The 12847-nt window shown below is 39.7% G+C and carries 12 protein-coding genes; all 12 read right to left on the reverse strand.

Features of this window, described 5'->3' with window-relative positions; genetic code table 11:
- Positions 1-121 precede the first annotated feature (121 nt).
- Positions 122-3658 (reverse strand): transcription-repair coupling factor, encoded by a 3537-nt coding sequence (mfd, locus tag RCG25_RS25885; RefSeq protein ID WP_308081617.1) that lies wholly within the window; start codon positions 3656-3658, stop codon positions 122-124.
- Positions 3659-3977: 319 nt separating this feature from the next.
- Entirely contained in the window at positions 3978-4208 is a 231-nt protein-coding gene (locus tag RCG25_RS25890) for an anti-sigma-F factor Fin (RefSeq protein ID WP_308081618.1), read from the reverse strand.
- A 141-nt stretch (positions 4209-4349) separates the two neighbouring features.
- Entirely contained in the window at positions 4350-4910 is a 561-nt protein-coding gene (gene pth / locus RCG25_RS25895) for an aminoacyl-tRNA hydrolase (protein ID WP_308084280.1), read from the reverse strand.
- Between the two features lie 137 nt (positions 4911-5047).
- Entirely contained in the window at positions 5048-5677 is a 630-nt protein-coding gene (locus RCG25_RS25900; protein WP_308081619.1) for a 50S ribosomal protein L25/general stress protein Ctc, read from the reverse strand.
- A gap of 155 nt (positions 5678-5832) precedes the next feature.
- On the reverse strand, positions 5833-6789 hold the full coding sequence (locus RCG25_RS25905) for a ribose-phosphate diphosphokinase (protein WP_308081620.1): 957 nt from the start codon (positions 6787-6789) through the stop codon (positions 5833-5835).
- 23 nt (positions 6790-6812) lie between these two features.
- The gene (gene glmU / locus RCG25_RS25910) at positions 6813-8186 is read right to left on the reverse strand and encodes a bifunctional UDP-N-acetylglucosamine diphosphorylase/glucosamine-1-phosphate N-acetyltransferase GlmU (RefSeq protein WP_308081621.1); all 1374 of its coding nucleotides are present in this window, start codon (positions 8184-8186) and stop codon (positions 6813-6815) included.
- A 207-nt stretch (positions 8187-8393) separates the two neighbouring features.
- Positions 8394-8684, reverse strand: coding sequence for a septation regulator SpoVG (spoVG, locus tag RCG25_RS25915; protein WP_007084183.1), 291 nt, complete (start codon positions 8682-8684; stop codon positions 8394-8396).
- 687 nt (positions 8685-9371) lie between these two features.
- The gene (locus RCG25_RS25920) at positions 9372-9746 is read right to left on the reverse strand and encodes a RidA family protein (RefSeq protein WP_308081622.1); all 375 of its coding nucleotides are present in this window, start codon (positions 9744-9746) and stop codon (positions 9372-9374) included.
- 1 nt (position 9747) lies between these two features.
- Positions 9748-10575 (reverse strand): pur operon repressor, encoded by an 828-nt coding sequence (gene purR, locus RCG25_RS25925; RefSeq protein ID WP_308081623.1) that lies wholly within the window; start codon positions 10573-10575, stop codon positions 9748-9750.
- Positions 10576-10629: 54 nt separating this feature from the next.
- Entirely contained in the window at positions 10630-11499 is an 870-nt protein-coding gene (gene ispE / locus RCG25_RS25930; RefSeq protein ID WP_308081624.1) for a 4-(cytidine 5'-diphospho)-2-C-methyl-D-erythritol kinase, read from the reverse strand.
- 621 nt (positions 11500-12120) lie between these two features.
- Positions 12121-12306 carry a small, acid-soluble spore protein, alpha/beta type gene (locus RCG25_RS25935; protein WP_308081625.1) on the reverse strand — a complete coding sequence of 62 codons (186 nt, stop codon included), beginning with the start codon at positions 12304-12306 and terminating at the stop codon, positions 12121-12123.
- A gap of 155 nt (positions 12307-12461) precedes the next feature.
- Entirely contained in the window at positions 12462-12725 is a 264-nt protein-coding gene (gene veg / locus RCG25_RS25940; protein WP_307282979.1) for a biofilm formation stimulator Veg, read from the reverse strand.
- Positions 12726-12847: the final 122 nt, after the last annotated feature.

Genomic DNA, 12847 nt, shown 5'->3' on the forward strand with positions numbered 1-12847 from the left:
CTTGGTAATGATAATCTTCCTTTTATTGAAATCATCACCAACTTTGAACTTAGTATCTTTCATCTGGAAAGTTCTATACACATTAGACATATAATTTTCACATTTTCACATATACAGGAAATTAGTTCACAGGATTTTCTTGTGCTCTTTTAGCCTTTGAGATTCCTTTTACCATTTCACCAACGATATGAAGCCATTGCTGTGTCTGATACTCTTTTGTTTTTATCATTATTTTTAACCTAGGTCCCTCCATGCCAGGGGTCACATTTCGGCCAAACTGACTGCCGATATGGAAAATTTTGCTTCCATCAATACTTTGGGTAACTTGCTCATTTATAAGGATCGTTACCTCTTGTTTCGCTTGTTTAATTTGTTCCACACCATTTGAAAGTGCATAAACCTTTATTTCGGCAACTTGGAAAAGGAAAGCTACTTCTTCTGGATACTCGCCAAAGCGGTCAAGGATTTCTGCTTGTAGTTCTTCAATCTCTTCAAGCGAATCGGCTCCCCTAAACCGTTTATACATCTCGATCTTCTGGTGTCCGTCCTTAATATAAGTATCCGGAATATACGCATCAATCTCGAGGTCAATTTCAATTGATTTTTTCACTTCTGCCCCCAGATCTCCCTTGCGTTCTTCAATCGCTTCTTTTAGCATTTGTGAATAGAGGTCAAAACCAACCGAATCAATAAAGCCATGCTGTTGGGAACCTAATAGATTACCCGCTCCCCGAATGGACAAATCTCTCATAGCAATCTTAAAACCCGACCCTAATTCGGTAAATTCTTTAATGGCCTGTAATCGTTTTTCAGCTACTTCCGTTAAAACCTTATCTTTTCGGTAAGTGAAATAGGCATAAGCGACACGGTTTGATCTTCCTACTCGCCCTCGAAGCTGATAAAGCTGAGAAAGCCCCATTCGATCGGCGTCAAAGACAATTAACGTATTTACATTCGGAATATCTACCCCGGTTTCGATGATGGTTGTACTGACAAGCACATCAAATTCGCCCGCGAGAAAGCTGAGCATCACAGACTCCAACTCATTTTCTGTCATTTGTCCATGAGCATAGGTGACACGTGCATCCGGGACAAGCATCGATATTTCTTCTGCTTTACGTTCGATATCTTCTACTCTGTTATATAAAAAGAATACTTGTCCGTCCCTCGCAAGCTCCCGCTCGATTGCCTCACGTACTAATGAACCATTGTATTCCATTACATACGTTTGCACCGGGAAACGATTTTCAGGCGGCGTTTCAATAACCGATAGGTCCCGAACCCCAAGCATTGACATATGAAGTGTTCTTGGGATTGGAGTGGCTGTTAAGGTTAATACATCTACATTAGTTTTTAACTTTTTAATCTTTTCCTTATGTGTCACTCCGAATCGTTGTTCTTCATCAATAATTAATAGTCCTAAATCACGATAGACAATATCCTTTGAGAGCAACCGGTGGGTACCCACTACAATATCAACTGTTCCAGCTTTTAAGCCTTTAAGCGTTTCTGTTTGTTGTTTTTTGGAGCGGAATCGACTTAACAGTCCGATATTGATTGGATAGTCTTGAAACCTCTCTCGTAGGGTTTCATGATGCTGCTGCGCCAAAATCGTTGTTGGCACAAGAAACGCGACCTGCTTTCCATCCGCTATTGCCTTAAAGGCTGCACGAATAGCCACTTCTGTTTTTCCATATCCAACATCTCCGCAAAGCAAGCGATCCATCGGACGCGCTCGTTCCATATCCTTTTTAATCTCATGGATGGAACGAAGCTGATCATCCGTTTCCTGATAGGCAAAAGAAGTCTCAAATTCCCTCTGCATATCTCCATCCGGTGAAAAAGCATAGCCGACTGCTGCCTCGCGTTCTGCATATAGCTTGATTAAATCATCGGCAATATCTTGGACGGATGATTCAACCTTCTTCTTCACCTTTTTCCAATCGGTTCCGCCCAGTTTATAGACCTTAGGCTCTTTGCCTTCTGACCCTACGTATTTTTGGACAAGATCAATTTGTTCTACAGGCACATACAGTTTATCTGTCCCCTGGTATCGAATGTGGAGGTAATCTTTATGGATTCCGTTGATTACCAGTGTTTCAATGCCTAAGTATTTTCCAATCCCGTGATTGACGTGGACCACATAATCGCCAATTTTAAGCTCTGAGTAACTTTTAATTCGTTCCGCATTCGATAGTTTTTGGCGGCTGACCGACTTCTTCACCCGTTTATTGAATAACTCTTCTTCCGTGATGACGGCAATTTTTTGAATGGAAAGCTCAAACCCTGAATGGAGGTTTCCTTTCATAATTTGCACTTTTCCTGGCAAAAGCTGCTGGTTTCCCTTAACAATGCTGCCCTCAATTTCATAATCCTCTAGGACACGCTCTAATTTTTTTACCCGTTCTTCATCTGGTCCTAAAAAAAGAATAGAATAATTGCCCTTCTTCCATCGATCAATTTCTGCCTTCAATAAATGCATTTGCCCGTGGAAGTTTTGCATTTGTTTACATGAAACATTAATAATATTTTGCGGGCTGGTATTAGCCACATGCCGTAAAAATAAGGACATATAAACGACAGGAAATTCCTTCTTTTGCAGCATGGCCTGCAAGTCATGAGAAATGTGGAGGTCATGGATAATCTGACCTTCTGCAAGCAACCCGGTATACCATTCCGCTTCCTCTTTTACCAATGAATCATTCATCTCTTGGACTCGGCTTATTTCATCAATAAACACAAGACCATTGGTTGGAAGATAGTCTAGTAAACTAGCAGGCTTTTCGTAGGCTAAGGATAGGTACTTATACACCTGGTCTGGCTTTTGTCTATTTTTTAATAGTTCTAATTCATAGCTAATATTTTGCGAAAGCTGAATTTTTGCCTTATCATCTTTTAATGTCCTAAGACTTTTTGCTAACCCAGTCTCTAATTGATTGACCATCCGGCTATAATTCTCATCTTCTAACAGAATTTCAGTGGCAGGTCCAATCATAACCTTTTTTACTTTTTCCTTTGAACGCTGATCTTCAAGAGAAAAATAACGAATGGAATCAATTTCCGTATCGAATAATTCAATTCGCAGCGGGTTGGCTTCTGTAAGAGGATAGATATCGATGATTCCGCCCCTTACACTAAATTCGCCTGGTGTTGTGACCATTTCAGCACGAATGTAGCCCATTTGGACAAAGGTATTTAAAAGATAATCTATATCGATGTCTTCCCCTAATTTTAGCGAGAGCTGATATTGTTTCCACTGTGACTTAGGAGGAACGACTTTTTTCAGACCGGCTATCGGGACAATTAAAATCCCTTTATTATTTTTGCTCCAATGGTTTAATGCCTCTATTCTTTGAGCCTTCAATTCCGGACTCGCAATACTTAGCTCTGCGGCAATTAATTCATTGGCTGGAAAAAGAAATACTTCCTTGTCACTTAGTAGATTAACAATATCATCATAGAGTTTTTGTGCTTGTAATAGATTATGGGTTACAAGCATAATTGGCCTCTGCATTTGTTCGTAAATTGAAGCGGTTACTACTGTTCTTGAGGAACCTGACAAGCCTGCGACCAGTTGTTCCCTTAATCCTTCTTCCACACCGGCAATCACCGAGTGGACATCTTCTTGTTTAAGGAACAGTGACTTTAAACCATCCAAGGTTTCTCCTCCCTTCTAACATATATACAAATGACCCAAATTGGGTTCTTTATATTCGAATTTAAATATAATTAACATTTTAATAGCTGGCTATGTTAAAGAACAGTGTTGATTTTTATACCCTGTTGATTGGAACGGAAGACGCGAAGACTCCTGTGGGAGTATGGTTCAGGGGAGACCCCGCAGGCGCTAGCGCCGAGGAGGCTCGCCGAAACACCCACGAACCGCTCGCGTCTGGAGCGGAAATCAACAGGCAAGTTAACAGAGCCCAATAGTAGAAAATTAAAAATAGAAAAACGCTTTGGATATGATTCCAAAGCTAATGAATAAGGAAATCGTATTGGTGGTAATCTGGATTCCGTTCTAAAGCTTCCTGACAGTCTTCACAAATAGCTGAGATGTGAATATCGCCGGATGAGTCATACGCAACCATTTCCTGTCTTTCCTGTTCTGTCAGTTTATGAAGACCAAGGGTTTCGCTGTGTATCGATGCTTTTTCAATGGAACCAAGCTTTGTACCACAATGACGACAATGATAATGAATGGCCACGCCTGTCCCTCCCTAATCTATGATTCCTTAGTAGTATGTACCTGTTGGGAGGAACTTATTCAATTAGATGAACGGACAAGAGATTTGCTTCCATTTTTGTCTTTTTCAATCATATGAAAATAGGGCTTGTTACATGAACAATTATTGATTATATTCATTCATTACTTGTAAAAATGGTTTCTCCAACCAAGTTTCACATGCAGCTACACTCTTTTTAACGGCCTCTTGGGTTAATGGTCTCTCCTCACTCCGAAAGTGTCCTAAAACATAATCTGGCACGCTCATTCCTGGAGTAGGACGGTCAATACCTATTCTGATTCGATTAAATTGCTGTGTACCAAGATGGGCTACTGTTGATTTAATTCCATTATGTCCACCAGGGCTTCCTTTTTGACGGAGCCTTACTTTTCCGACTGGAAGATCAAGATCATCATAAATAACTAATAAATCTTCCAAATCTATTTGGTAATAATCCATAACAGCTCGAATGGATTCACCTGATAAATTCATATATGTAAGTGGTTTTAGTAATAATACTTTTTCCCCTTTATATACACCCATTCCGTACAGCCCTTTAAATTTAGACTGTGTGAGCGGGATGGAAAATTGATGCGATAGTTCATCAATTACCTCAAAACCAATATTATGTCTCGTTTGATCATACTGTTTTCCTGGGTTACCTAAACCAACGATACATTTCATCTTACCCACCTCTTCCGGTTCAGCCAACCTTTTAAATAGTTTTCGAAACATGGTTTTCTCCCATTGTCATTTATTTATGCGGCAAAAGACGTAACCACAGGTTGGTTACGTCTTTTCCTCTTAAATTAAAAGCTGATTTATTCTGGAGTAGTTTCTCGTCCCTCTTCTTTATCTGGATGTCCTTCTTCTTGCTGTTCACCTGAGTTAATTTCCTCTTCCTGTCTTGGAGGTAGGATGGAAGCGACTACTTCATCGTCCTCATGGTTGATTGTAAATCCACCAGCCGAAGGAATATCACCGACCAATACGGTTTCTCCTACTTGCAAGTTCGTAATATCAACTTCTATTTGCTGTGGAATATTATCAGGAGTAGAAGTAATAGATAACTGGTGAACCGGCTGCTGCAAGACACCACCATCTTTTACTCCTGCTGCCTCACCAACAAGAACAAGTTTCACATCAACATGAATTTTAGATGATTTATCGACGGCTAAGAAATCAACATGAATAATTTCTTTTTTGATAAAATCGCTTTGGACATCGGTTAGGACAACATCCTGTTTATTTCCGTCCACATCAAGAGAAATGACGCCATTTCTACCTACAGAGCGGATGGTTTTTGTTAAATCAGCTGAACTTATCATTACTGGCTTACTGTCAACCTTTGCCCCATATATAACAGCAGGGATGTTTCCATTCTCTCTAATTTGCTTTAATGCAGAATGACGGAGTTCCTTCCGTTCTTTTGCTTGTAATACAGTACTCATACGTTTAGTCCCCTTCCTATTCATATCTGTCTATATAAAAATGCCCTAAAATCGGAAGGTCTAAACATTTTTTTGCATTCTTACAAGGTCGGAATTCTGGCTGTATTAAAGCGGAGCAGAACCTGACTGCTATGCCAGGTCCTGTTAAGGGACTATTAATCAAACAATGTGCTTACAGACTGCTCTTCGTGGACACGAATAATGGCTTCACCAATTAATGGCGCAACCGATAGGTTAATAATTTTACTGCTCTTCTTCTCTTCTGGAAGAGCTATAGAGTTAGTCACAACTAATTCTTTTATTTTTGAGTTTTCAATTCTTTCAATTGCCGGTCCTGACAACACAGGATGTGTACAGCAAGCAAAAACCTCTGCTGCACCATTCTCAACTAACGCATTAGCAGCAAGTGTAATTGTTCCTGCTGTATCAATAATATCATCTATCAAAATGGCAACTTTTCCTTCTATGTTACCGACAATATTCATGACTTCTGCGACGTTTGGTCTTGGACGGCGTTTATCAATGATCGCTATTGGAGCTTTTAAGCGTTCAGCCATTTTTCTTGCTCTAGTTACACCGCCATGGTCTGGAGAAACAATAACGATGTCACCACTTAGATCTTTTGTCTTAAAGTATTCTGATAAAATAGGTACACCCATTAAGTGATCAATCGGAATATCAAAGAATCCTTGAATTTGAGGTGCGTGTAAATCCAGGCAGATTACACGAGTTGCACCAGCAGTCTCAACAAGGTTTGCAAATAGTTTTGCTGTAATTGGTTCACGTGCACGTGCTTTACGATCTTGACGGGCATAACCATAGTACGGCATTACAATATTAATCGTTTTAGCAGACGCTCTCTTGAGGGCATCGATCATGATTAATAATTCCATGATATTTTCATTCACAGGTGAACTAGTTGACTGAATGACATACACATCACAGCCACGAATACTTTCTTCAATATTTATTTGAATTTCACCGTCACTGAATCTAGTTACAGAGCTCTTCCCTAATTCAACTCCGATAACTTTTGCTATTTCTCTCGCAAGTGGAACATTAGAATTTAAGCTAAATACCTTTAAGTTCGGATCTAAATATTGATTTGACATGATGGCCCTCCAATTATCATTGCTTATTTCCTTACATTAAGCTTTTGGACATAATTTTCTTTATTCACTTGTTGTGCACGGGCAATAGATAAGGCTTCACCTGGTACATCCTTTGTAATGGTTGAACCGGCAGCCACGTATGCACCCTTGCCAATTGTGACAGGGGCAACTAGATTTGAGTTACAGCCGATGAAGACTCCATCTTCAATTTTTGTTAAATATTTATTTTTACCATCATAATTGACAGTAATGGAACCACAGCCAAGGTTTACATCACTGCCCACTTCCGCATCACCAATATAGCTTAAATGAGAAGCTTTGCTTCCTTTTCCGAAAACGGCCTTTTTGATCTCCACGAAGTTTCCGATTTTCACTTCATCTTCAATATTTGAATCCGGTCTAATATGTGCAAACGGACCAATATTAACGTGTGAACCAATTGAGCTTTTATGTGCTACTGATTGGCGAATAACTGTCTCATTTCCAATCTGACAAGAATCAATTTCTGAATTTGGACCAATATGACATTCAGAACCGATGATTGTGTTGCCTTTAATAATGGTTCCTGGATAGATGACAGTATCCTGTCCAATTTCAACTTCTGTCTCAATGTATGTGTTAGCAGGATCAATAATCGTAACACCATTACGCATATGAACAATATTTGTCCGATTGCGCATAATTCTCTCTGCTTCGGCTAGAGCTACACGATCATTTACACCTAATGTTTCTTCAAATTCATTCGTTTGGAAGGCAGTCACTACCTCCCCTTGCTTTTTAAGAATTTCAATCACATCTGGTAAGTAATATTCCCCTTGAACATTGTCATTGGACACACTTCTTAATGCTTCGAACAATGCTCGATTGTCAAAACAGTATGTGCCTGTGTTAATTTCATTTATTTCACGTTCCGCTTCTGTAGCATCTTTATGCTCAACAATTTTTTCAACTAAGCCTTCTTCATTTCGTATGATTCGACCGTATCCAGTTGGGTTGTCTATTTTTGCTGTGAGGATTGTAGCTTTTGCAGATAATTCTTCATGTTGTTTGAAAATTGACTCCATCGTTTCGGCTGTTATTAGTGGCGTATCACCGCAAACGACGATGGTTACACCCTCTTTACCCTCAAGCATACTGCTTGCCTGCATCACTGCATGTGCAGTACCAAGCTGTTGCTCCTGTAAGGAGTAAAGACTGCTGTCACCTAACTGTGATTGCACCATTTCTGCTCCATGGCCAATAATTGTGACCATTTCTTGAACATTTAGTTTCATGATCTGGTCAACGACATGTTGTACCATTGGTTTGCCGCATACTGGGTGTAAAACTTTATAAAGCTTTGATTTCATCCGCGTACCTTGCCCTGCGGCTAAAATCACAGCATAACGATTAGACATGGACAGTCCTCCAATTTACCTTTTTATCCATTAAAAATATTAACGTAAATTGGCTCTGTTTTCAAGGAATGAACGGTATGTGTCTAATTTCATAATATTAAGTTTTTTGTTTAAGGAGGAGAAATTTTGGTAGGGGATTATAAATAGACATTAATAGGCAATAAAAAAGAGCCTTACTCAGAAGAAAGGCCCTAGTTGTTAAAATCCTTAGGAAGCTCCGGCTTCTTCAAATTCTACTTCCATTTCACCTAAACGGTGGTACTCAGCCAAAACAGCTTCTTGGATTTTACCGCGTGTTCCTGAATTGATTGGATGCGCAATGTCACGAAATTCTCCATCTGGAGTACGTTTACTTGGCATAGCTACAAATAAACCGTTGTTTCCGTCGATAACGCGGATGTCATGAACAACAAATTCATTGTCCAATGTGATCGATGCAATCGCTCTCATTCTTCCATCCGTGTTAACCCGGCGTAATCTTACGTCAGTTACTTCCATGTGCTCACACCCTTTTCTTTGTATAAAAAGCTAGTTTAATAAATTCAACAATTATTTTCATTTTCCTTCTTTAAATAAAAAAAAATTTTGAAAATTTAGGGCAAAATAGTGAACATTTGTAAAAAATGGCTACTTATATCCTATTTTTAACCCATAAAAAGGCTCTGTTAAAATTTATCTGTCGATTTCCGCTCCAATTTACAGGGTATAAAAATTAACTTTCGGTTTATCAAAAAAATCACTTTCCACGAACATTAGAAACCTTCTCGAATCTCGATAACCTAATTTTTATACAAAAAGCCAGGCGTTTAGCCTGGCTCAAGTATCCTCCTATAAATTTATGTGTTGATCACCTCTTGAAGTACCTTAATAATTTCCTTTTTTATATGATTTTCTTTCTTTCTCGTCATTTTCGATGATTTACTCGTCAAAAATATGATTTACTCGTCTATTTTTCTATTTTACTCGTCAAACTCACACTTTACTCGTCAATAACCCCATTTTACTCGCCAATTACTAAACTACACCCACTCTTCCAGAAAAACACCACAATTATCAAGATTTTGGTGGAGCTGAATTATATACTTTCTTATCTTTTAGGCTCTGTTAAACTTGCCTGCTGATTTCCGCTCCAATCAACAGGATATCAAAAATGTTCTTTAACACAGTCAAAAAAAAAACGCTCGATTATTTTACGAGCGCAATTACTTCGATTTCTACTGATACATCTTTAGGAAGACGAGCCACTTCTACACAAGAACGTGCAGGTTTATGCGTGCTGAAATACTCACCATATACTTGATTAATAGCCGCAAAATCATCCATACTTTTAATAAATACTGTAGCTTTTACTACCGTTTCAAAGGAGGCACCTGCTTCTGTTAGGACAGCCTGTAAATTTTTAAACACCTGGTGTGTCTGTTCTTTCACATCACCGGTTACTAAATCCCCTTCAGCAGTCAACGGGATTTGGCCAGAGCTATAAAACAGATTATTTACGATTATACCTTGCGAATAAGGACCGATTGCCGCTGGTGCTTGCTTAGTTTGGACTGTTCTCATTTTAACTCCTCCATATCGAAAAATAATTTCCTGCTTCTACTTTTATCTTTTTCCCTTTTACATCGACATCTGAGAGCTGCACGAGTGAGATATACTCATCTACTAAGCGCTCTTGCATTTTTTCAGCCTCTACTAACACCGCAATTCCAGCTAAATGAGCATTAAATTCCTCTAGCATACTAATCATGCCCATTACGGTACCGCCAGCCTTCATAAAATCGTCGACAATAAGTACACGGGAATTCTGCTTCATGCTTCTCTTAGAAAGAACCATAGTTTGTATTCTTTTGGCTGAACCAGAGACATAATTGATGCTAACTGTTGGCCCTTCCGTTACCTTACTATCCCTTCTAACGATAACAACAGGGACATTTAATTGACTGGCAACAGCGTAAGCAAGGGGAATTCCTTTGGTTGCTACTGTCATGACCACGTCAATTTTTGCATCTGCATAGGCAGATGCTATAATCCGTCCGGCCTTTTGCACAACCTGAGGGTCGCCTAAAATATCGGTTAAATATAAATACCCTCCAGGCAGAAGTCTTTCGGGATTTGCAATTAAGGTACATAATTCATTGACAAAAGGCTCCGCCTCTTCTTTACTGACTTTGACAAAGAATTTTACACCGCCCGAAGCACCAGGAACGGTTTGCAATGTCCCTATTCCTCTTTGCTCAAAGGTTTCCTTCACAATCGCTAGGTCCTCACTTATGGAAGACTTTGCTGACGCATAACGTTCTGCGAAAAAAGTGAGTGGAACAAGCTGACGAGGATGGTCGAGTAAATAATTTGTCATATCAATCAAACGTTCACTGCGTCGAAATTTCATAAAGAACCCCCAAAACCCGTATATTCTACTTAAAGAATATATTATTGTACGTCTCTAATCAAGCGTGTGTCGCTCACCCAACAAACGGACAGCAAAGACCTGATCACAGAATCCTCTTAATCCATTATAGATTCGGTGCATACGGGAATCATGCTGGACAATACCAAATACTGTTGGACCGCTTCCGCTCATGAGGACTGCATCTGCTCCGAAGCGCTTCATTTGATCCTTTATCTGGGCAACCTCAGGGTGGAGGTTTAACGTAACCTCTTCTAAGACGTTCCCCATATTACTGCATACCTTTTGATAATCATGCTGGTTAATGGCCTCAATCATTCCTGGAATATCAGGGTGCTTCATTCCATTAACATCTAGTCTTCGGTATACTTCAGCTGTTGAAACGCCAATAAACGGTTTCGCTAGAATAACCCAGCAAGTCGGTGGTGCAGGAAGCTCGGTAATCATTTCCCCTCTACCCTTTGCTAGAGCCGTCCCACCATATACACAAAAAGAAACATCCGATCCAATTTCTGAGCCCAGCTCAGCTAATTGATCTAAGGTTAAACCAAGATCCCAAAGCTTATTTAAGCCTCTTAAGGTGGCAGCAGCATCACTGCTTCCTCCTGCGAGTCCTGCAGCAACTGGAATCGTTTTTTCAATCGTTATGACAACACCCTTTTTTACCTGAAAGCGGTCCTTTAAAAGCTGTGCAGCTTGATAAGCTAAGTTACGCTGGTCATCAGGTACATAACGATTATGAGATTGAATATGTATTTTATCTTGATTTAATAAGGTGAGTTCCACCCGATCCGCCAAATCGATGGTTGTCATTATCATTTCTACTTCATGATATCCATCCGGACGTTTATGTAAAACATCTAATGCTAAATTGATTTTGGCCGGTGCTTTTACTAAAAGCTTCACTACGTCCACCTACTTCTATATTATCCACCCCTAAGCGAGTTATTTGCATACGGGCGCTTTCCGAAAAATCCACATTTTGTCCTATTTTACCACAAAAAGATAAATGTAAGACGTCAGTTATCATATATCTTAATAAATTTATGCTATTTTCGCCAAGGTTGTTAATAATTGTACAGATTTCACTATAATTCCTTGACAGATGAACCTCTAGTTCAGACACAATTTCCCTTGGGATCAGCTATTCTGTCCGACTCCCATCGATTCGGACAAGGGTGCACTGGTTTTCACTGACTCTGTCCATATTCTCATCACGAGTGTTGCTGCTTTAGAAATACATATATATATATAAATAAATACCAGAGGGCATAGCCCCCTGGCAGCTGTGGGACAGATTTTGTTTAAACGAAATGCTTACTCACCTTTTTAAAGATTGGCTCTGTTAAACTTGCCTGTTGATTTCCGCTCCAGGCACTTCGCTTTCCGTGGGTGTTTCGTTGAGCCTCCTCGGCGCAAGCGCCTGCGGGGTCTCACCTGAACCATACTCCCATAGGAGTCTTCGTGCCTTCCGCTCCAATCAACAGGGCGTACAAATCAACACTGTTCTTTAACACAGCCTAAGGATTAAGAATGTGAACCTCGATTGACCATTTGTTGCTGGGCAAGTTCCATGGCCCGCTTCACCATATTTCCTGCGTCCTTGGACTTAATACCGCCCCAACCTTCTTTTTGAACCACATCATAAAAACCAAGCTCTTTTGCAAGCTCTACTTTCAGTCGATCGGACATAATTCCTCTTCTCCTGGCCATCTAAACAACCCCCTTCAGCCCACAGCATTATTAGTATGGGATAAAAGGGAATGATTAAATCGGAATCACAAGAGTTCCTGGAGCCAAACCTAGTGTAATCTAAAGACAGCAAAAAGCAGTAAACTTTAAGTTTACTGCCACTCATTGCTTATATACTAACTTAAAGCTACATGTCCTGTTGTTTCATCGTAGAATGTAATTTGAACTGTTTCCGTTAAGACATCCGCATAGCTGTATGAAACACGCTCGAATGAATTTTCATCTTGGTCAAGTTCAATAACAAAAACAGATGGGTAAGTTTCAGCTAAAACACCGGAACGTTCAATCGTCTTTCTACGTCCTCCATTTGCCTTTAGCAGTAACCTTTTCCCTAAGTTTGTGTCGAGAGCCTTTTTAATATCGGCTAAGGTTTTTGGCATTCGGTCCACCTCACTGTGTAAAGTATAACACACTGACATAATTCTGTCAAACAAAAACATAAATTATATCAGTCCAACAAAATGATTGTCAATCCTTTTTCTTCTACTTTTTCTCTAAAATT

The organism is Neobacillus sp. PS2-9, assembly GCF_030915525.1.
In the GTDB taxonomy this organism is placed as follows: Bacteria; Bacillota; Bacilli; order Bacillales; family Cytobacillaceae; genus Neobacillus.

Excerpts from the sequence above, each read along its gene's own strand:
- pth (WP_308084280.1), bottom strand. The coding sequence starts at position 4,910 with ATGAAATGTATCGTTGGTTTAGGTAACCCAGGAAAACAGTATGATCAA.
- RCG25_RS25900 (WP_308081619.1), bottom strand. The coding sequence starts at position 5,677 with ATGAGTACTGTATTACAAGCAAAAGAACGGAAGGAACTCCGTCATTCT.
- RCG25_RS25905 (WP_308081620.1), bottom strand. The coding sequence starts at position 6,789 with ATGTCAAATCAATATTTAGATCCGAACTTAAAGGTATTTAGCTTAAAT.
- glmU (WP_308081621.1), bottom strand. The coding sequence starts at position 8,186 with ATGTCTAATCGTTATGCTGTGATTTTAGCCGCAGGGCAAGGTACGCGG.
- spoVG (WP_007084183.1), bottom strand. The coding sequence starts at position 8,684 with ATGGAAGTAACTGACGTAAGATTACGCCGGGTTAACACGGATGGAAGA.
- RCG25_RS25920 (WP_308081622.1), bottom strand. The coding sequence starts at position 9,746 with ATGAGAACAGTCCAAACTAAGCAAGCACCAGCGGCAATCGGTCCTTAT.
- purR (WP_308081623.1), bottom strand. The coding sequence starts at position 10,575 with ATGAAATTTCGACGCAGTGAACGTTTGATTGATATGACAAATTATTTA.
- RCG25_RS25935 (WP_308081625.1), bottom strand. The coding sequence starts at position 12,306 with ATGGCCAGGAGAAGAGGAATTATGTCCGATCGACTGAAAGTAGAGCTT.
- veg (WP_307282979.1), bottom strand. The coding sequence starts at position 12,725 with ATGCCAAAAACCTTAGCCGATATTAAAAAGGCTCTCGACACAAACTTA.